General features: G+C 67.9%; 20 protein-coding genes. 8 read left to right on the plus strand and 12 right to left on the minus strand.

Annotation, left to right across the window (positions count from 1 at the left end):
• Positions 1–225 precede the first annotated feature (225 nt).
• Entirely contained in the window at positions 226–2568 is a 2343-nt protein-coding gene (locus SBP02_RS01390) for a Tex family protein (protein WP_318644633.1), read from the minus strand.
• A gap of 223 nt (positions 2569–2791) precedes the next feature.
• Here SBP02_RS01390 and ompR point away from each other — a divergent pair, with 223 nt between their 5' ends.
• Both ompR and SBP02_RS01400 read left to right on the plus strand, forming a co-directional pair.
• Complete coding sequence (gene ompR / locus SBP02_RS01395) at positions 2792–3529, plus strand: osmolarity response regulator transcription factor OmpR (protein WP_318644634.1); 738 nt, start codon at positions 2792–2794, stop codon at positions 3527–3529.
• A 90-nt stretch (positions 3530–3619) separates the two neighbouring features.
• Positions 3620–4933 (plus strand): ATP-binding protein, encoded by a 1314-nt coding sequence (locus SBP02_RS01400; RefSeq protein ID WP_318644635.1) that lies wholly within the window; start codon positions 3620–3622, stop codon positions 4931–4933.
• Positions 4934–4942: 9 nt separating this feature from the next.
• On the opposite strand, the gene rimK is transcribed toward SBP02_RS01400, so the two are convergent.
• Together rimK and rimB are read right to left on the minus strand one after the other, a co-directional pair.
• Complete coding sequence (rimK, locus tag SBP02_RS01405; RefSeq protein ID WP_318644636.1) at positions 4943–5848, minus strand: 30S ribosomal protein S6--L-glutamate ligase; 906 nt, start codon at positions 5846–5848, stop codon at positions 4943–4945.
• Positions 5845–6312 (minus strand): retropepsin-like aspartic endopeptidase RimB, encoded by a 468-nt coding sequence (rimB, locus tag SBP02_RS01410; RefSeq protein WP_439886644.1) that lies wholly within the window; start codon positions 6310–6312, stop codon positions 5845–5847. The genes rimK and rimB overlap by 4 nt, the downstream gene beginning before the upstream one ends.
• A 115-nt stretch (positions 6313–6427) precedes the next feature.
• Here rimB and SBP02_RS01415 point away from each other — a divergent pair, with 115 nt between their 5' ends.
• Entirely contained in the window at positions 6428–6826 is a 399-nt protein-coding gene (locus SBP02_RS01415; RefSeq protein WP_318644637.1) for an RNA-binding S4 domain-containing protein, read from the plus strand.
• 10 nt (positions 6827–6836) lie between these two features.
• Here SBP02_RS01415 and SBP02_RS01420 read toward each other — a convergent pair whose 3' ends face one another.
• Positions 6837–7634, minus strand: coding sequence for a phosphatase PAP2 family protein (locus SBP02_RS01420; RefSeq protein ID WP_318644638.1), 798 nt, complete (start codon positions 7632–7634; stop codon positions 6837–6839).
• Positions 7635–7733: 99 nt separating this feature from the next.
• On the opposite strand from SBP02_RS01420, the gene hslO reads away from it, so the two are divergent.
• Both hslO and SBP02_RS01430 read left to right on the plus strand, forming a co-directional pair.
• Entirely contained in the window at positions 7734–8627 is an 894-nt protein-coding gene (gene hslO, locus SBP02_RS01425) for an Hsp33 family molecular chaperone HslO (RefSeq protein WP_318644639.1), read from the plus strand.
• 159 nt (positions 8628–8786) lie between these two features.
• Positions 8787–10328: a phosphoenolpyruvate carboxykinase gene (locus tag SBP02_RS01430; protein ID WP_318644640.1), complete on the plus strand. Its 1542-nt coding sequence runs from the start codon at positions 8787–8789 to the stop codon at positions 10326–10328.
• 59 nt (positions 10329–10387) lie between these two features.
• On the opposite strand, the gene SBP02_RS01435 is transcribed toward SBP02_RS01430, so the two are convergent.
• From SBP02_RS01435 to SBP02_RS01455, 5 genes are all read right to left on the minus strand, one after another.
• Positions 10388–11092, minus strand: a complete 705-nt coding sequence (locus SBP02_RS01435; protein WP_318644641.1) for a glutathione S-transferase N-terminal domain-containing protein — start codon at positions 11090–11092, stop codon at positions 10388–10390.
• Positions 11093–11204: 112 nt separating this feature from the next.
• A complete protein-coding gene (locus tag SBP02_RS01440) occupies positions 11205–11831 on the minus strand; it encodes an ABC-type transport auxiliary lipoprotein family protein (RefSeq protein ID WP_318644642.1) in 627 nt (208 codons plus the stop codon).
• Positions 11828–12745 (minus strand): MlaD family protein, encoded by a 918-nt coding sequence (locus tag SBP02_RS01445; protein ID WP_318644643.1) that lies wholly within the window; start codon positions 12743–12745, stop codon positions 11828–11830. The genes SBP02_RS01440 and SBP02_RS01445 overlap by 4 nt, the downstream gene beginning before the upstream one ends.
• On the minus strand, positions 12746–13534 hold the full coding sequence (locus tag SBP02_RS01450) for an ABC transporter ATP-binding protein (RefSeq protein WP_318644644.1): 789 nt from the start codon (positions 13532–13534) through the stop codon (positions 12746–12748).
• Positions 13531–14673: an MlaE family ABC transporter permease gene (locus tag SBP02_RS01455; RefSeq protein ID WP_318644645.1), complete on the minus strand. Its 1143-nt coding sequence runs from the start codon at positions 14671–14673 to the stop codon at positions 13531–13533. Before SBP02_RS01455 ends, SBP02_RS01450 begins: the two co-directional genes overlap by 4 nt.
• Positions 14674–14854: 181 nt before the next feature.
• Here SBP02_RS01455 and SBP02_RS01460 point away from each other — a divergent pair, with 181 nt between their 5' ends.
• The 3 genes from SBP02_RS01460 (at position 14855) to SBP02_RS01470 (ending at position 16634) form a co-directional block, all read left to right on the plus strand.
• A complete protein-coding gene (locus SBP02_RS01460) occupies positions 14855–15457 on the plus strand; it encodes a nitroreductase family protein (RefSeq protein WP_318644646.1) in 603 nt (200 codons plus the stop codon).
• Positions 15458–15636: 179 nt separating this feature from the next.
• Complete coding sequence (locus tag SBP02_RS01465; protein WP_318644647.1) at positions 15637–15978, plus strand: cupin domain-containing protein; 342 nt, start codon at positions 15637–15639, stop codon at positions 15976–15978.
• Between the two features lie 245 nt (positions 15979–16223).
• On the plus strand, positions 16224–16634 hold the full coding sequence (locus SBP02_RS01470) for an HPF/RaiA family ribosome-associated protein (protein WP_318644648.1): 411 nt from the start codon (positions 16224–16226) through the stop codon (positions 16632–16634).
• A gap of 122 nt (positions 16635–16756) precedes the next feature.
• Here the strand turns inward: SBP02_RS01470 and SBP02_RS01475 are convergent, their stop codons facing one another.
• The 3 genes from SBP02_RS01475 to SBP02_RS01485 form a co-directional block, all read right to left on the minus strand.
• A complete protein-coding gene (locus SBP02_RS01475) occupies positions 16757–17380 on the minus strand; it encodes a CHAP domain-containing protein (protein ID WP_318644649.1) in 624 nt (207 codons plus the stop codon).
• A gap of 73 nt (positions 17381–17453) precedes the next feature.
• On the minus strand, positions 17454–17960 hold the full coding sequence (locus SBP02_RS01480) for a hypothetical protein (protein WP_318644650.1): 507 nt from the start codon (positions 17958–17960) through the stop codon (positions 17454–17456).
• A 95-nt stretch (positions 17961–18055) separates the two neighbouring features.
• Positions 18056–19087, minus strand: coding sequence for a hypothetical protein (locus SBP02_RS01485; protein WP_318644651.1), 1032 nt, complete (start codon positions 19085–19087; stop codon positions 18056–18058).
• Between the last annotated feature and the right edge of the window lie 29 nt (positions 19088–19116).

The raw sequence follows: 19116 nt of genomic DNA on the forward strand, positions 1-19116 counted from the left end.
GTGCTCTACAAGGGGGAGGCGGTAACGGCGCGTTGCACCCTGGCCCTGGGGCGGAGCACGGCCTCTCTACCCTAGACCAGTCCGCTGGCGGGAAATTACACCCAGGCGAAGGTCGCTTGCGCCTTAGCGACCAGCCTGTCGTTCTGGAGGGCTGCGTCCCCGGCGCCGGGGCGCCGGCCGCAGGCGCCGCTCTTGCCGGCCTCTGCCTGCGGCCCCGCCTATGCCCTACTTGCGCAGTTGCTTGGCATTGGCGAACAGCGCGGCCATGGCGTTGTTGCCCGGCGCCGGCTTGTCCTGGCCGGAGTGGCGCTCGCTGCGCGGGGTGTTGCCGCGCTTGCCGCCGCCACGTTGTTGCCCGCCGCGCGCGCCCTCGACCTTCTCGCCGGGGGTGTCGCCCATGCGCATGGACAGGGCGATGCGGTTGCGCGGGATGTCCACCTCCATGACCTTGACCTTGACCACGTCGCCGGCCTTGACCGCCTCGTGCGGGTCCTTGATGAACTTCTCCGACAGCGCCGAGATGTGCACCAGGCCGTCCTGGTGCACGCCGATGTCGACGAAGGCGCCGAAGTTGGTGACGTTGGTCACCACACCTTCGAGGATCATACCCAGTTCGAGGTCCTTGAGGGTCTCGACGCCTTCCTGGAACTCGGCGGTCTTGAACTCCGGGCGCGGGTCGCGGCCTGGCTTCTCCAGCTCGCTGAGGATGTCGCCGATGGTCACCAGGCCGAAGCGCTCGTCGGTGAATTTCTTCGGGTCCAGGCGCTTGAGGAAGGCCGCGTCGCCGATCAGCGAGCGGATGTCGCGGCCGGTGTCGGCGGCGATGCGCTGCACCAGCGGGTAGGTCTCCGGGTGCACCGCCGAGGCGTCCAGCGGGTTGTCGCCGTTCATCACGCGGAGGAAGCCGGCGGCCTGTTCGAAGGTCTTCTCGCCCAGGCGCGAGACCTTCTTCAGGGCGTCGCGGGTCTTGAATGCGCCGTTGGCGTCGCGGTGCGCGACGATGTTCTGCGCCAGGGTCGCGTTGAGCCCGGAGATGCGCGCCAGCAGGGCGGCGGAGGCGGTGTTGACGTCGACGCCGACGGCGTTCACGCAGTCCTCCACCACGGCGTCGAGGCTGCGCGCCAGCTTGAGCTGGGAGACATCGTGCTGGTACTGGCCGACGCCGATGGATTTCGGGTCGATCTTCACCAGCTCGGCCAGCGGGTCCTGCAGGCGCCGGGCGATGGACACCGCGCCGCGCAGCGACACGTCCAGCTCGGGGAACTCCCGGGCGGCCAGCTCGGAGGCGGAGTAGACCGAGGCGCCGGCCTCGCTGACCATGATCTTGGTCATCTTCAGGCCCGGGTACTTCTTGATCAGCTCGGCGGCCAGCTTGTCGGTCTCGCGACTGGCGGTGCCGTTGCCGATGGCGATCAGGTCGACGCCATGCTTGGCGCACAGCGCGGCCAGTACGGCGAGGGTCTGGTCCCACTGGTTCTTCGGCGCGTGGGGGTAGACGGTGGCGGTGTCCAGCAGCTTGCCGGTGGCATCGACCACCGCCACCTTGCAGCCGGTGCGCAGGCCCGGGTCCAGGCCCAGGGTGGCGCGCGGGCCGGCCGGGGCGGCCAGCAGCAGGTCGTGCAGGTTGCGGGCGAACACGCCGATGGCCTCGTCCTCGGCGCCTTCGCGCAGCTCGCCGAGCAGGTCGGTTTCCAGGTGGGTGTAGAGCTTGACCTTCCAGGTCCAGCGCACCACCTCGCCCAGCCACTTGTCGGCGGCGCGGCCGCGCTGCTCGAGACCGAAGCGCTCGGCGATCATCAGCTCGCACGGATGCAGGGCGCCCGACGCGACGGCGCCCGGCACTTCCTCACCGACCTTCAGGCTGGCACTGAGGATGCCCTCGTTGCGCCCGCGGAAGATCGCCAGGGCGCGGTGCGACGGCGCGCTCTTGAGCGGCTCATCGTGCTCGAAGTAGTCGCGGAACTTGGCGCCTTCCTCTTCCTTGCCGGCGACCACCCGGGCGCTCAGGGTGGCGTGGTCCTTGAGGAAGCTGCGCAGGCTGCTGAGCAGGGTGGCGTCCTCGGCGAAGCGCTCCATGAGGATGTACTTGGCACCCTCGAGCACCGCCTTGACGTCGGCGAAGCCCTTCTCTGCATCGATGAAGCGCTGGGCTTCCTGCTCCGGCGTCAGGCTCGGGTCGTCGAACAGCGCATCGGCCAGTTCGCCGAGGCCGGCTTCCAGGGCGATCTGGCCCTTGGTGCGGCGCTTCTGCTTGTAGGGCAGGTAGAGGTCTTCGAGGCGGGTCTTGGTGTCGGCCAGGTTGATCTCGCGGGTCAGCTCGGGGGTCAGCTTGCCCTGCTCCTCGATGCTGGCGAGGATGCTGGCGCGGCGATCGTCCAGTTCGCGCAGGTAGCGCAGGCGCTCTTCCAGGTGGCGCAGCTGGGTGTCGTCCAGGCTGCCGGTGACTTCCTTGCGGTAGCGGGCGATGAAGGGCACGGTGGAACCCTCGTCGAGCAGCGCCACGGCGGCGGCGACCTGTTGCGGGCGCACGCCCAGTTCTTCGGCGATGCGGTTGTTGATGCTGTCCATAAAAAGCTACCCACACTGAAACGAAAAACCGGCCACGCAGAGCACTGGCCAGGCACGAAAGCGGCGCATTATAAACACCGCCTACCAGGCTGCTGGGAACCGTTCGGGGAAAAATCTGCTAACAATGGCCCGCCCGCCGCGTGCCGCGGCTGGGCCATAATGCCGGCGTTGGACGCTGTTCGAGCGCCTGCGGGCGCAACAGTTCCTTGAACCAGGAGCCTCTATGAGCGGTACCCCCTCTTCTGTCGAAGGCGAGAAAATCCTTATCGTCGATGATGACGCCCGCCTGCGCCGCCTGCTCGAACGTTTCTTCGACGAGCAGGGTTTCCGCGTGCGCACGGTGGAAAACGTCGAACAGATGGACCGCCTGCTGGCGCGCGAGCTGTTCAACCTGGTGGTGCTCGACCTGATGCTGCCGGGCGAGGACGGCCTGTCCGCCTGCCGCCGCCTGCGCGAGGCGAACAACCAGGTGCCGATCATCATGCTCACCGCCAAGGGCGACGAGGCCAGCCGCATCCAGGGCCTGGAGCAGGGCGCCGACGACTACCTGGCCAAACCCTTCAACCCGCGCGAGCTGCTGGCGCGGATCAAGGCCGTGCTGCGCCGCCAGGCACCGGTGGTACCGGGGGCGCCGGGCAGCGAGGAGCAGACGGTGAGTTTCGGCGACTACCAGCTGTCGCTGGCCACCCGCGAGCTGAAGAAGGGCGACCAGGTGCACATGCTCACCACCGGCGAGTTCGCCGTGCTCAAGGCCCTGGTGCAGCATGCCCGCGAGCCGCTGACCCGGGACAAGCTGATGAACCTGGCCCGCGGCCGCGAATGGGACGCCCTGGAGCGCTCCATCGACGTGCAGATCTCGCGCCTGCGCCGGCTGATCGAGCCGGACCCGTCCAAGCCGCGCTATATCCAGACGGTCTGGGGCGTGGGCTATGTGTTCGTCCCGGACGGCGCCAAGTCGTAGCGTGGAGAGCGCCGCATGGGGTTTATCCACCGATGAGATCGCCAGGTGGAAAAGGCCGGTAGGCGTTTTCCACCCTACTCCGAGCCGCCTATGAAAACCCCGCTCTGGTTCCCGCAAAGCTTCTTCGCCCGCACCCTCTGGTTGGTGCTGGTGGTGGTGCTGTTCTCCAAGGCGCTGACCCTGGTCTATCTGATGATGAACGAGGACGTGCTGGTCGACCGCCAGTACAGCCACGGCGCGGCCCTGACCCTGCGCGCCTACTGGGCGGCCGATCCGGAGGACCGTGCGACCATCGCCAAGGCCGCCGGCCTCAAGCGGGTGCCCTACGCGTCGGTGCCGGCCAGCGAGCAGCACTGGCCGTACAGCGAGATCTTCCAGCGGCAGATGCAGGCCGAGCTGGGGCCGGACACCGAGGTGCGGGTGCGGGTGCACAGCCCGCCGGCGCTCTGGGTGCATGCCCCGGCTTTTGGCGACGACTGGCTGCGGGTACCCATGTACCCCCACCCCCTGCGCGGCCAGCGGATCTGGAGCGTGCTCGGCTGGTTCCTCGGCATCGGCCTGCTGTCCACCGCGGCGGCCTGGATCTTCGTGCGCCAGCTCAGCGCGCCGCTCAAGCGCCTGGTGTTCGCCGCCCGGCAGATCGGCCAGGGGCGCAGCGTGCGCCTGCCGGTCGGCGACACGCCGAGCGAGATGGCCGAGGTCTACCGTGCCTTCAACCAGATGGCCGAGGACGTCGAGCAGGCGGCCCGCGAGCGCGAGCTGATGCTGGCGGGCGTGTCCCACGACCTGCGCACGCCGCTGACCCGTCTGCGCCTGTCCATGGAGTTCCTCGACAACGACTCGGACCTGACCGAGGACATGGTGCGCGACATCGAGGACATGGACGCGATACTCGACCAGTTCCTCGCCTTCATCCGTGACGGTCGCGACGAGCCACTGGAGGCCCTCGACCTGGGCGAGCTGATCCGCGAGGTGGTGACCCCCTACAACCAGCAGCAGGAGCGGGTGCGCCTGTGCCTGGAACCGTTGCCGGCCTTCCCGCTGCGCCGGGTGTCGATCAAACGCCTGCTGGTCAACCTGATCGAAAACGCCCTGCGCTACGGCGGCGATGCGGTGGAGGTGGCGGCCTACCTGTCCGGCCACCACAGCGCACCCTACGTGGTGCTCAGCGTGCTCGACCGCGGCGCCGGCATCGCCCCGGCGGAGCTGAGCAGCATCTTCAACCCCTTCATCCGCGGCGACCGCGCCCGTGGCGGCCAGGGTGCGGGTTTGGGGCTGGCCATCGTCAAGCGCATCGCCGCCCTGCATGGCGGCAGCGTCGAGCTGCGCAACCGTTCCGGCGGCGGCCTGGAGGCGCGGGTGTGCCTGCCCCTGGGCCTGCTGCTGCCGCGCGACGCGGCCTGAGGCCAGGGGCTAGCCGCGGCCCTTGGTGCGGGTCAGGTGCGGCATGGCGGTCTTCTCCAGGTATTCGATGATCATCCCGGCGACGTCCTTGCCGGTGGTGGTCTCGATGCCGCCCAGGCCGGGGGAGGAGTTCACCTCCATCACCAGGGGGCCGTGGTGCGAGCGCAGGATGTCCACCCCGGCCACCGACAGGCCCATGACCTTGGCCGCGCGGATGGCGGTCATGCGCTCCTCCGGGGTGATCTTGATCAGGCTGGCCTCGCCGCCGCGGTGCAGGTTGGAGCGGAACTCGCCGGGCTTGGCCTGGCGCTTGATCGCCGCGATCACCTTCTCGCCGACCACGAAGCAGCGGATGTCGGCGCCGCCGGCTTCCTTGATGTACTCCTGGACCATGATGTTCTGTTTGAGGCCCATGAAAGCCTCGATCACCGACTCGGCGGCCTTCTGCGTCTCGCACATGACCACGCCGATGCCCTGGGTACCCTCCAGCACCTTGATGATCAGCGGCGCGCCGTTGACCATCTGGATCAGGTCGGGGATGTCGTCCGGCGAGTGGGCGAAGCCGGTCACCGGCAGGCCGATGCCCTTGCGCGACAGCAGCTGCAGCGAGCGCAGCTTGTCCCGCGAGCGGGTGATGGCCACGGACTCGTTGAGGGGGAACACCCCCATCATCTCGAACTGGCGCAGCACCGCGCAGCCGTAGAAGGTGACCGAGGCGCCGATACGCGGGATCACCGCGTCGAAGCCCTCCAGCGGCTGGCCGCGGTAGTGGATCTGCGGCTTGTGGCTGGCGATGTTCATATAGGCGCGCAGGGTGTCGATCACCTGCATTTCGTGGCCCCGTTGCTCGCCCGCTTCGAGCAGGCGGCGAGTGGAATACAGGCGCGGGTTGCGCGACAGGATGGCGATTTTCATGGGGCACCAGGTAGGTCGAGGAGCGAGGGTTTGTCTTGCACATAGGTCAGCGCCGGGTTGACCACCAGCTGGCCGTCGACCAGGGCCTTGGACCCCAGCAGTACCCGGTAGCGCATGGTCTTGCGGCAGGTCAGAGTGAATTCCACCGGCCAGCTGCGGTCGCCGAGGATCAGGCTGGTGCGGATCGTGTAGCGGCTCTGCACATGGCCGGTGGAACTCTTGATGCGCTTGACCGCTACCAGCGGCGCCTCGCAGCGATGGCGCCTTTGCACCAGGGTGCCGATGTGCGCGGTGAAGCGCACCCAGTCGGCACCGTCGCGTTCGAACGGCTGGATGTCGCTGGCATGCAGGCAGGAGGTGCTGGCGCCGGTGTCGATCTTCGCACGCAGGCCGACCATGCCCAGATCCGGTAGGTTGATCCATTCGCGCAGGCCGATCACGCTGAGTTGGTCGAAGGTCTTCACGCGGGACGGTTTCCATTGGGCCTTGCTGACCGATAGTTCTGGGATTCTAGTTGTGCATCGGGGCCAGCGCATCAGGCAGAATCGCCGGGCAGCGGCATTTTTGATCGAGAGAGCGATGAGCGAGAAAGACGACGGCAAGGTCCGCCTGGACAAGTGGCTGTGGGCGGCGCGTTTCTACAAGACCCGTGCCCTGGCCAAGGCGGCGATCGAGGGCGGCAAGGTGCATTGCCGGGGCGAGCGCTGCAAACCGAGCAAGGAGCCGAAGGTCGGCGACGAGCTGGTGATCCGCGCCGGCTTCGACGAGCGCACGGTGGTGATCCAGGCGCTGTCGGCGGTACGCCGGGGCGCGCCCCAGGCCCAGGAACTGTACCGCGAGACTGCCGAGAGCATCGTCCGCCGCGAGCAGGCCGCGGCACAGCGCAAGGCCGGCGCCCTGGGCGTGCAGACCGACGGCCGGCCGACTAAGAAGCAGCGCCGCCAGCTGCAGCAGTTCCACGGCGGCCAGGGGGACTGAGGCGCCGGGCTCAGCTCGGGGAGATCACCCGCAGCCGGTTGATCAGCGGCAGGCGCTGCAAGGGCGCCCACAGCGGCCGGCAGAGCCGGGCCAGGCCGTTGGCGATATGCCCGGCCAGCGGCGTGCAGTAGCCCCAGGCGAAGGCGAGCAGGGCGATGAACACTCCACCGACCGTCACGTCCACCAGCCAATGGGCGCCGGCCACCAGCCGCGGCAGCACGAACAGCAGGGCCAGGCCGAGATTCAGCGCCAGTTTCCAGCCACGGCTGAACAGCCCCATGAACAGTGCCCAGAGCAGCAGTACCGAGGCGTGGTCGCCGGGGAAGCTGCGGCTGGAGCGGTCCTTGAGCTCGAACAGGCGCTCCAGCTCGGGGAAGGCGGCGCTCAGGTGATAGGTGCCCGGCACCAGGGTCGAGGGGCTGGCGTGCTGCCAGTCGAGGATGCCGACCAGCTTGTTGAACAGCACGCGGATCACCAGCAGCGTCAGCAGCAGGCCGAGGAAGGTGAACAGCGCCGGGCGCAGCTCGCTCACGCGGAACACCCAGCGCGAGTGCAGCATCAGACCGAGCATCAGCACGCCGACCAGGGCATCGCTCAGGCGCGTGCTGGTCACGGCCCAGAAGCCGTCCCACAGCGGGTTGTGGCCCAGCGAGCCGTTGAGGCACTGGAACAGCCACAGGCCGGCGCCGTCCCACAGCGCGCGGCTGGGCGGCAGCAGCCAGCTGGCCAGCACGACGGCGGCCAGCAGGTTGAGGCCGAGCAGGGCCGGCCATCGCCAAGCGGCTTGGATGCGGATGTCTTTATCCATAGAATGTCGCTCCTCTTAACCTTCCCTGATGAAAATTGCGACGCGCTTTATAGAGATGTTGCGGCGCTTTGTCATCCGTTGTTCACATCCGGTCGCCCAATGCACGATTTCGATCACACCCAGCGCTTCCTGTTCGACGACTCCGATGTCCGCGGCGAACTGGTCGGTCTGGGTCAGAGCTACCAGCATGTGCTGGCCAAGCACGACTATCCGCAACCGGTCGCGCAATTGCTCGGCGAGTTGCTCGCCGCGGCCTCGCTGCTGATCGGCACCCTCAAGTTCGACGGCCTGCTGGTGCTGCAGGCGCGCTCCGCCGGCGCGGTGCCGCTGCTGATGGTCGAGTGCTCCAGCGACGGCGAGTTGCGCGGCATCGCCCGCTACCACGCCGAGCAGATCGGCGCCGATGCCGGGTTGGTCGAGCTGATGCCCGAAGGCGTGCTGGCGATGACCATCGAGCCGAAGCAGGGCCAGCGTTACCAAGGCATCGTCGACCTGGACGGCGCCACCCTGGCCGAGTGCCTGACCAACTACTTCGCCACCTCGGAGCAGCTGCCCACGCGCTTCTGGCTGTGCGCCGACGGCCAGCGCGCCCGCGGCCTGCTGCTGCAGCAGCTGCCGGCCGACCGCCTCAAGGAGGCCGAGGCCCGTGCCGCCAGTTGGCAGCACCTGGCGACCCTGGCCGATACCCTGAGCGCCGAAGAGTTGCTCGGCCTGGACAATGAGACCCTGCTGCACCGCCTCTATCACCAGGAGGAGCTGCGCCTGTTCGAGCCGCGCCCGCTGTGTTTCCGTTGCAGCTGTTCGCGCGAGCGTTCGGCCAGGGCCCTGGTCAGCCTGGGGCCGGCCGATGCCGAGCTGCTGCTCGACGAGCACGGTGGCCAGGTGGTGATCGACTGCCAGTTCTGCAACCAACGCTATGCCTTCGACGCCGCCGACGTCGCCCAGCTGTTCGCCGGCGGCGGCAGCGAGGCGCCCTCAGACACGCGCCACTGAGGCGATAGCGGGCGGCTATCGATCCGCTGGGCGGATCGGGTGCTGCCAAGGGAGGTGCTTTCTGGCATACTCCCGCGACTTTTTTATCGCTGTAGTAGTGCTCAGGCCTTAACTACAAAACGTTTGGAAGACTCGGCCGCTCGGCCGACGGGGACTCACATGACGCAAGCCAACACCGCCGTGTACACCGACATCAGCGCCGCCCAACTGGTCGAAGAAGCCCTCCGTCGCGGCGAAGGTGAACTGGCCGCCAACGGCTCGCTGGTGGTGCGCACCGGCCAGCGTACCGGCCGCTCGCCGGCCGACCGCTTCATCGTCCAGGAACCGAGCACCGAGGCGAAGATCGCCTGGGGGCCGATCAACCGCCCGTTCCCGGCGGACAAGTTCGATGCCCTGTGGGACCGCGTGCAGGCCTTCTCCGATGCCCAGAACAGCTTCGTCTCCCACGTCCATGTAGGCTCGTCCGAGGCCCACTACCTGCCGGTCAAGATGACCACCGCCACCGCCTGGCAGAACCTGTTCGGCCGTTGCCTGTTCATCAACCCGGAAACCTACAACCCGGCCGCCAAGGCCGAGTGGCAGATCCTCAACGTCGCCAACTTCGAGTGCGTGCCCGAGCGTGACGGCACCAACTCCGACGGCTGTGTGATCATCAACTTTGCCGCCCGCAAGGTGCTGATCGCCGGCATGCGCTACGCCGGCGAGATGAAGAAGGCCATGTTCAGCGTGCAGAACTTCCTGCTGCCGGAGGCCGACGTGCTGCCGATGCACTGCGCCGCCAACATCGGCGAGGACGGCGACGTGACCCTGTTCTTCGGCCTGTCCGGCACCGGCAAGACCACCCTGTCGGCCGACGAGTCGCGCTACCTGATCGGCGACGACGAGCACGGCTGGGGCGAGGGCGTGGTGTTCAACATCGAGGGTGGCTGCTACGCCAAGTGCATCGACCTGTCGGAGAAGAACGAGCCGGTGATCTGGAAGGCCATCCAGTTCGGCGCGGTGCTGGAGAACGTGGTGCTCGACGAGCAGCGCGTGCCGGACTACAGCGACGACAGCCTGACCCAGAACAGCCGCGCCGCCTACCCGCTGAGCCACGTCGAGAAGCGCAGCGAGCGCAACCTCGGCGGCGAGCCGAACGCGGTGATCTTCCTCACCTGCGATCTCACCGGGGTGCTGCCGCCGGTGTCGATCCTCAACGAGGAGCAGGCCGCCTACCACTTCCTGTCCGGCTACACCGCCCTGGTCGGCTCCACCGAGATGGGCTCGGGCAGCGGCATCAAGTCGACCTTCTCCACCTGCTTCGGCGCGCCGTTCTTCCCGCGTCCGGCCGGCGAATACGCCGAGCTGCTGATCAAGCGCATCCGCGGCTTCGGCTCCAAGGTCTACCTGGTCAACACCGGCTGGACCGGCGGTGGCTACGGCGTCGGCAAGCGGTTCAACATCCCCACCACCCGTGGGGTGATCGCCGCGATCCAGAGCGGCGCGCTGATCGGCACCGAGACCGAGCAGCTGCCGATCATCAACCTCAGCGTGCCGACGTCGGTGCCGGGCGTGGAAACCAACCTGCTCAACCCGCGCAACACCTGGGAAGACAAGAACGCCTACGACGAGGCCGCCAAGGGCCTGGCCAAGCTGTTCATCGACAACTTCGCCAAGTTCGACGTCTCCGACGCCATCAAGAACGCCGGCCCGCAGCTCTAAGCCGGGAGCCGGTGCGAACGAGCCGCCTGCGGGCGGCTTTTTCGTGCCTGCGCTTCGGCCTATTCGCGCGGGGGAATGTTCAGCCCGCGGCTCACCGCCGGCCGTGCGAGGAAGGCTTCCAGCACCCGGGTGACGTGGGCGAAGCGCTCGATCTGCACCAGCTCGCCGGCCTCGTAGAAGCCGATCAGGTTGCGCACCCAGGGGAAGGTGGCGATGTCGGCGATGCCGTAGTCCTCGCCCATGATCCAGGGGCCCTCGGCCAGGCGCCGGTCGAGTACGCCGAGCAGGCGGCTGGCCTCGGCGACGTAACGGTCGCGGGGGCGCTTGTCTTCGTAGTCCTTGCCGGCGAAGCGGTTGAAGAAGCCGACCTGGCCGAACATCGGGCCAATCCCGCCCATCTGCCACATCAGCCACTGCAGCGTCTGGTAACGGCCCCTGGCATCGCCGGGCAGCAGCCGGCCGGTCTTCTCCGCCAGGTAGACGAGGATCGCCCCGGACTCGAACAGCGCCAGGGGCCGGCCGTCCGGGCCGTCGGGGTCGAGGATGGCGGGAATCTTGTTGTTCGGGTTGAGCGAGAGGAAGGCCGGCGACAGCTGCTCGTTGCGCTCGAAGCTGACCAGGTGCGCCTCGTAGGGCAGGCCGATCTCCTCGAGCATGATCGACACCTTGACCCCGTTGGGCGTCGGCAGGGAGTAGAGCTGCAGCCGCTCGGGGTGAGCGGCGGGCCATTTCGCGGTGATCGGGAAGGCGGAGAGGTCGTGCATGCGGAGTCCTTGGCGGGAGCGAGTGGCGGGGCGAGAGGCATACGATAGCGAAGCCGGTCGCCTGCGGTCATGCCCTGTGTGCGCGGAGTCGGCAGGCGTGCCCCGGGACGGGTCAGTCCGCCGCGCCGGGCCGCTGCACCGCCTGGCCCCGCTCCAGGGTCCACTGCACCAGTTCCAGGGTCAGGCGGTCCGTCGCCTGGCCGAGGGCGCCGACCATCGCCGCCAGCGAGGCATCGGCCGCCGCCTGGCGCACCTGGAAGCGGCGGCTGGCGAGGATGCGCCGGCTGCGCCCCTGCACCAGGCGCGCCTCCAGGAGGATGTGCGCCTCGGGGCGGCCGTCGCGGTACTCGCCGTGGAAGGCGCGCAGGTCGCTGTCCAGCTGCAGCTCGGCGCGCAGGCGGCTGGCGTCGCTGCTGAGGAGGGCGATGCGGCCGTTGTCGCGGAAACCGTCGAGCAGGCGGTCGCGCAGCAGCAGGGTGGCGCGGTCGCTCCAGCGCGCGCCCTGGTAGGCACTGACCCGGTCGCCGGCCGGCAGCACGGCGATGCGCGGGCTGTCGAGCAGGGTACCGCTGTGCGGCGTGTTCACCCGCAGGCTCCAGTCGACGCGGGGCGCGCCCAAGGTCTGGTCGGGCAGGGGGCTGGCCGGCAGGCGGTAGAGCGTCAGCGGCTCGCTCTCGGGCAGCAGCGAGCAGGCGCCGAGCAGGGCGGCCAGCAGCAGGGCGCCGGGCAGGCGGCTCATGGCTGGAACTCCTCGATCCGTTCGCTGCGCAGCAGGTAGCCGGCCGGATCCTGCTCCAGGCGTCGGGAGAAGGCGCGCAGCACGGTCAGGGTGTCGCGCAGCTCCTCGACCGCCGGCCCCAACTCGCCCAGGCCCTGCAGGCCGCTGTCGAGGGCCTCGCGGTTGTCGGCGAGCAGGCCTTCCAGGCTCTCGCTGCTGCGCGCCAGCGAGGCCACCAGGCGCTCCGTGCTGGCCAGGGTCTGGCGGCCCTGGTCATCGAGCAGCCGGTTGGCGCTACGCATCAGCTGCGCGGTTTCCTGGCTGGCGGCGCCGATCTGCTGCAGGGCCTGGCCCAGGCTGTCGCGCTGGGCGGCGAGGCCGGCGGCGGTCTGCTCCAGGTGCTGCAGGGTGCGCGTGGCGCTTGCGATATTGGCCTCGGAGAACAGGCGGTCGGCGCGTTCGAGCAGGCGGGTGAGGGTCAGCAGCAGGTCGTCGCCGTTGGCCATCATCCGCGCCAGGGGCGAGGGCTCGGCGATGATCTGCGGCGGCTGCTTGGCGTCGCCGTGCAGCCGCGGGCTTTGCGGGGTGCCACCGTGCAGCTGGATCACCGCGATGCCGGTGATGCCGGTGATCGACAGGCGCGCCCGGGTGTCCTGCTTGATCGGCGTGTGGCTGAACACGCGGATGCGCGCGCGGACCCTGCGTGGGTCCTCGGGGTCGAGGTCGAGGCGGGCCACCTCGCCGACCGTGATGCCGCTGTACTGCACCGTGCTGCCCTGGGTCAGGCCGCTGACGGTCTCGTTGAAGATCACTTCGTAGTCGCTGAGCGCCTGGTCGGCGGTGGACTTGTTCAGCCACAGGGCGAACAGCAGCGCCGCGCCGAGGCTCAGCACGGTGAACAGGCCGATCAGCACATGGTGGGCGCGCGGTTCCATTCAGGGGCTCCTCGGCGCGCCGCCTGCGGCCCGCTCGGCGGCACGGCCACGGGGGCCGTGGAAGTAGTCGCGAATCCAGGGGTCGTCGTAGGCGGCGACCCGTTCCAGACGGTCGGCCACCAGCACCCGCTGCCGCACCAGCACCGCCACCCGGTCGCACAGGCTGTAGAGCACGTCGAGGTCGTGGGTGACCAGCAGCACGCTCAGCCCCAGGGCGTCGCGCAGGGTGCGCAGCAGCCGGTCGAAGGCCGCCGCGCCGATCGGGTCGAGCCCGGAGGTGGGTTCGTCGAGAAACAGGATCTCCGGGTCCAGGGCCAGGGCGCGGGCCAGGGCGGCGCGCTTGACCATGCCGCCGGACAGCTCGGCCGGGTACTTGGCGCCGGCCTCCAGGGCCAGGCCGACCAGGGCCAGCTTGACCCCGGCCAGGCGCTCGGCTTCCGCCCGGGCCAGGCCGGCGTGCTCGATCAGCGGCAGGGCGATGTTCTCGCCCACGGTCAGCGAGGAGAACAGCGCGCCGCGCTGGAACAGCACGCCGAAGCGTCGCTCCAGCTGTGCGCGGCGCTGCGCCGGCAGGTCCAGCACGTCCTCGCCGAATACCCGCACGCGACCGGAGGTGGGGCGACGCAGGCCGAGGATGCTGCGCAGCAGCAGCGACTTGCCGGTGCCCGAACCGCCGACCACGCCGAGCACCTCGCCGCGCAGCAGTTGCAGCTGCAGGTCCTGGTGCACCACCTGGGCGCCGAAGCGGTTGCACAGGTCGTGCACCTCGATGATCGCCTCGGCGTTCACCAGCCCATCTCCATCAGGAACAGCGCGGCCAGGGCATCCAGCAGGATCACCACGAAGATCGACTGGACCACGCTGGAGGTGGTGCGCTCGCCCACCGACTGGGTGCTGCCGGTGACCTTGAAGCCCTCCAGGCAGCCGATCACCGCGATCAGGAAGGCGAACAGCGGCGCCTTGGCCATGCCCACCAGGAAGTGCCGCAGGGCGATGTTCTCCTGCAGGATAGACAGGTACATGGTCGGGCCGATGTCCAGGGCCAGGGCGCAGACCACGGCACCGCCGAGGATGCCGCTGAGCATGGCGACGAAGGTCAGGATCGGCAGGGCGATCAGCAGGGCGAACACCCGCGGCAGCACCAGCAGCTCCAGGGGGCTGAGGCCCAGGGTGCGGATCGCGTCGATCTCCTCGTTGGCCTGCATGGCGCCGATTTGCGCGGTGAAGGCGCTGGCCGTGCGCCCGGCCATGAGGATGGCGGTGAGCAGCACGCCGAACTCGCGCAGGAAGGAGAAGGCCACCAGGTTGACCGTGTACAGGCTGGCGCCGTAGCCGGCCAGCACCGTGGCGCCGAGGAAGGCCACCACCGCGCCGACCAGGAAGGTCAGCAGGGCGACGATGGGCAGGGCATTGAGCCCGCTCTGCTCCAGGTGCGCGGCCAGGGCGGTGAGGCGCCAGCGCCGTGGGTGCGGCAGCAGGGCGACGATGCTGGCCAGGGTCAGGCCGATGAAGCCGAGCAGGGCCACGGCCAGCTGCCACAGCCCCTCGACCGCCTCGCCGATATGCCCGAGCAGCTCCCTGAGGGTCGAGGGGCGACGCGTCGTGCGGGGTTGGGAGACCCCGGCCATGGCCCGGCCCACCGCCTGCAGCAGGGCGCGACGCTCGGCCGCCAGGCCCGGTGCCGTGGTGGCCAGCTCGTCCAGGCGCCGGCTGCCGAGCAGCTCCACCAGCAACGCCGCGCCCGCGGTGTCCAGGGCGCCCAGGGCCTCCAGTCGCACCACCGCCGGCGCGCCCACGCGCTCGCGCAGCGCCCGCACCTGGGGTTCCAGCACCGCGTAATGGGCCAGGGTCCAGTCGCCGCCGATCTGCAGGCCCGGCGCATCCGTGCCCTGGGCTTGCAGCTGGGTGATGTAAGGGGCGGTGCTCATAGCCTCAAGCTTAGTTGCCGCAGGAGGCCTGGGAAGCCCGGCGGAGCGAGCGGTCGCGCGAGGGATGGCGGTGGCATCGATGCCGTCGATAAGTGTCATCGGCACGGGCGCATGGCCCGGCGCCGGCCGGCCGCCTAGAATGGGCGCCCTCTGAACAAGGCAACCCGCAACTGGAGTGACCATGCATATCGAAGAAGCCATCCGCAGCCGCCGCGCCGTCAAGGTCTATGACGCGGATTTCCGCCTCAGCCGCGAGGAGAAGGACGAGCTGCTGCAACTGGCGTTGCTGGCGCCGTCTGCCTTCAACCTGCAGCATGTGCGCTTCGTCGAGGTCAGCGACCCGGCACTGCGCGAGCAGATCCGCGAGCAGGCCTGGGGCCAGGCCCAGGTCACCGACGCGGCCATGCTGGTGGTGGTGTGCGCCCAGCTCGACAGCTGGGAGAAGAACGTCGGCCGTGTCTGGCAGGGCGCGCCGCAGGAGGTGCAGGACTACATGGCCGGCGCCGTCGACGCCTACTACCGCGACAAGCCCCAGGTGCAGCGCGACGAAACCATGCGCAGCTGCGGCCTCAAGGCCCAGACCCTGATGCTCGCCGCCCGCGGCAAGGGCCTGGACTCCTGCCCGATGGACGGCTTCGACTTCGACGCCGTGGCCAGGCTGATCAACCTGCCGGACAACCACCTCATCGGCCTGATGGTCGCGGTCGGCAAGCGTGCGGCGGAACCCAAGCCGCGGGTCGGCAAGCTGCCGTTCGACGAGCTGGTGATCCGCGACCGCTTCTGAACCAGAGGGCGTGGACGAGAAGGGCGTGCAGAGGCACGCCCTTTTGCCTGATGCGACTCGCCGCGGCGTTCGCGTTGCGCGCTTCCAGGCAGCTGGGCGTCGAGAACAGACATTCGCGGCCGGCGGCGCGGCGCTAGCTTAGCCGAGTGCTATTTCAGCCCGACCACCTTGGAGCAGACATGCAACCTATCACCGTTCTCCGCGATACCACCCCCGTCCCGGTCCTCGACGCCTGCAAGTGGGAGCGCATCGGCGGCGACCCGCACACCGTCAACCTCAACGCCTACACCTCCGAAGACGGCAAGAAGATCATGGGCACCTGGATCTGCACCCCCGGCAAGTGGCGGGTCGCCTATGACAAGTGGGAGTACTGCCACTTCCAGGAAGGCTATTGCATCATCACCCCCGACGGCCAGGAGCCGATCCACCTGCGCGCCGGCGACATCTTCGTCGTCGAGCCCGGCATGAAGGGCACCTGGGAAGTGGTCGAGACCGTACGCAAGTACTTCGTCTTCGCCTGATCCCGGCTCCGCCGCCCAGGCGGCCGGCTCGCCGAACGCGGGTTGGCCGCCATTGGTGCTGGCGTGTTCGCCGCGCTTCTGGTAATCATGAAGGCGTCGGCGTTTGATGGCCGATTGCATCTGGCGAGAGCCTTGCGCTGCATTCCCCGTGCAGCCGGCGCCGTGACAGGAGGGCATGCAATCGACTGGAACCCCGATACCCGCAACACCTCGCAAGAACAGCAACGTCAAAACGAGGAAGCCCTATGCACGTACAAGTGAACATCCACCAGATCGAAGGCAACGCCCGTCTGCAGAACTGGGTCAGTGCGACCTTGACTGAAAGGCTGCAGCGCTACGCCGATCTGCTTACCCGCATAGAAGTGCACATCAGCGACGAGAACGCCCACAAATCCGGCCCCGACGACAAGCGTTGCCAGATCGAAGCCCGGCCCAAGGGGCAGCAGGCCATCTCCGTGACCCACAAGGCCCAGGACCTGGAACTGGCGGTGGACGGCGCCACGGAAAAAATGCGCCACGCCCTCGAGCACCTAATGGGCAAGCTCGAGGCCAAGGCCACGGCGAACGGGCGCCTGCAAAGCCCGCGCGAAACCTCCAGCGATGCCCTCCTGCAGGAAGAATTCCTGGCCAAGCAGGAAGAGCTGGAACGGGCATAGGCCCCGACCCTCCAACCGATTGACCCGAGGGGGGACCCACGCAGGCGTGGGTCCCCCTTTTTAGTGGCGATGTTTCAACGAGCTGTTGGCCGCGCAGATGGCTGCCTAGTGGCGGCAGACGCTCAGGGTGAGGGCGCCTCCCCATCGGCTGGCAACCTGAGCCAGCCCAGCACGCGTGGCTGGTCGATGAACCAGCGGCCCTGCCGATAGGCAACTGGCAAGGTCTCCCGGGCGCTGCCGAAGGGGCCCGGATTCTGCTGGGCGATCTCCAGCGAGTCTTCGCTCACGCTGGCGATGATGGCAACGTGGCCGTAGCGGTTGAACAGCCAAGGGCTGAACACCAGCAGATCGTCCGCCCGGGGTTTGCCGGCACTGCCGTTGCTGAACTGCAGCAGCCCGCGTTTGGCGTTCCAGGCGCCATCGGCCAGCCTGGGGTCGAAGAAGTCCTTGGCGTGTCCGTAGCTATCGGGCATACGGTGGGCGAAGCGCTCGAAGTAATAGCGTTTGACGAACTCCACGCACTGGAAGCGCAGCCCCAGGTTGTAGCCGTCCCGGGTCAGGTTGCGCCCCACAGTGGTATTGACCCCGCCATTGAAGTAGATGGCGACGCCGTTGAGCTCATCGAGCCGTTCGCCCACCTCATAACGCGCATTCGGGTTGATCCGTGTGGCGCCGGCATGCAGCGCCAGTGCAAGCAAGGGTACGAGCAGCGCGCACGCTGCCAGGACAAGTCGGCGTTTGGACATGGCGAAGGTTCCGCTCTCTGCAGCAGTGGGCGAGCCGTCGGGCCTGGTCGCCGTGCGGCGGCTCAACATGGGGCTAGCGCTGTTTGCGCTCGGCCTCATCGATCTCAGCGAAGACCTTTCGGTATTCGGCCTGTGAGGCATATTCGCCGACCACCTGCTCGGCAAAGCCGCCAGGCAATGCTTCGCCGCTCTGCGCATCCCGCGCAAAGGTGACCACATAGCGCTGGCCCTGCAGCTCGATGAACAGCTGGTGGTAGTCCGTCGGTTTGTTCGGCTCGGCGAATGCGCTGTAGGCATAGCGAACGCGCTTGCTTAGATCAGGGGGATCGAGCAGGAGTGGTTGGATGTCAGTACCTTCTAGAGGGCCGTAATCGAATGCGCCCGCGGCGACAAAAGGAAGGTCCTCCAATTGATCGCGGGTAAAAGGCAATGGTTTGTTACGCAGCATGGTGACGTTGCTGGCGCCGCCGTCCGCCTCGATATGGCGATGCCGATACATCCCGCTGGCGAACCACTGGCTGGCATCGAACATCTCTTCGACCTCGAAACCGCCGTAATACATCATGATCTTCCCGGGCATCGCGCCCTCCTTGGCATGCAAATAGAGCCCGGTAGCGGCGAGGGCCGTCAGCAGGGCCAGTGTCCATACGAACGACCGGTGCAGTCGCGGGCGCCTCATAGGGGCCGGTATTCGCGCAGAGTGGCCGGCACGCCGGTGGGCGAGTCACCGGCGCGGACGCCATGAACCGCGCCTTCTTCATCCAGTGGATGGCCGATTAGCTTTTCGTTCGCATCGCGGCTGGCGGCGTGCCGCACGATGGTCTCATCCTGTGCGCTGGCGGTCTTTCGAGGCGGCAGTGGGGGCTTCTCGTTCGGTAGCTGGGCGTTTTTATCCCGCTTTTCCAGCCGCAGAGCGGCCAGGCGTTTACGGTAATTGCTGAGCTGGCGTCTATAGCGCTTCATTGCTTGTGAGTCGGCACTGACCCGCGCTCGCGCACCCTCAAGCCCGGCTCGGTCACTGGCATCCCCGTAAGTCTGGTCGTAGTTGCTGCGGCGCGGGTAAGCCCAGACCGTGGCCTGGGTGGTATTGGCGATAAGCTGCGCCAGGCTCTTGTCGTAGAGGGGATCTTCATCTTCGCCGACGTGCCAGTCAGCCTGGATGCCGAGGCCGGTGCGGCAGGCGTAGGAATAGATCTTCGCGCTCAGATCGAAGGCCTCTGGCTTGAGCATCAGCGCCTGAGCATCGCGTAGACGGTAGCTGTCTACCTTGTCCAGCTCATAGCCGAACTCGATGGAACCGACCAAGCCATGGGAAAACAGGTCGAGCTGTTTGATCTCGCGCTTCTTGCGGATGCGCAGGTTGATGAAATCGAGCAGATGGGCGATGGAGTCCAATTCGCGATATTTCGCGCCATAGCGTGTCTCGACCACGCTCTTGAGGCGATCCAGCAGCCTGCGCTCATAGTCCTCGGTAAAGATCAGAAAGATGCGCTGACTGGAGTCGTTGGCCGTCGCCGGCGGGTACAGGCCTAGCTGGCGGATGCCCTGGTTGATGAAGCGCATCTTGTTGCCTTTCTGCCCGCGTAGACGCTCCATAAGCGTCATGTGCGAAGCGCCCACCACGGTGATGAAGTCCTGCTGCAGAGAAACCGCAATCTGCGCAGTGCCGTGCAGGTCACTGGTTTGTCCCTGATGTAGCTGGGTCATAGCGTCCGATCCTTAGAAGCTGATGCCTT

The organism is Pseudomonas benzenivorans, assembly GCF_033547155.1.
Classification (GTDB): Bacteria; Pseudomonadota; Gammaproteobacteria; order Pseudomonadales; family Pseudomonadaceae; genus Aquipseudomonas; species Aquipseudomonas benzenivorans_B.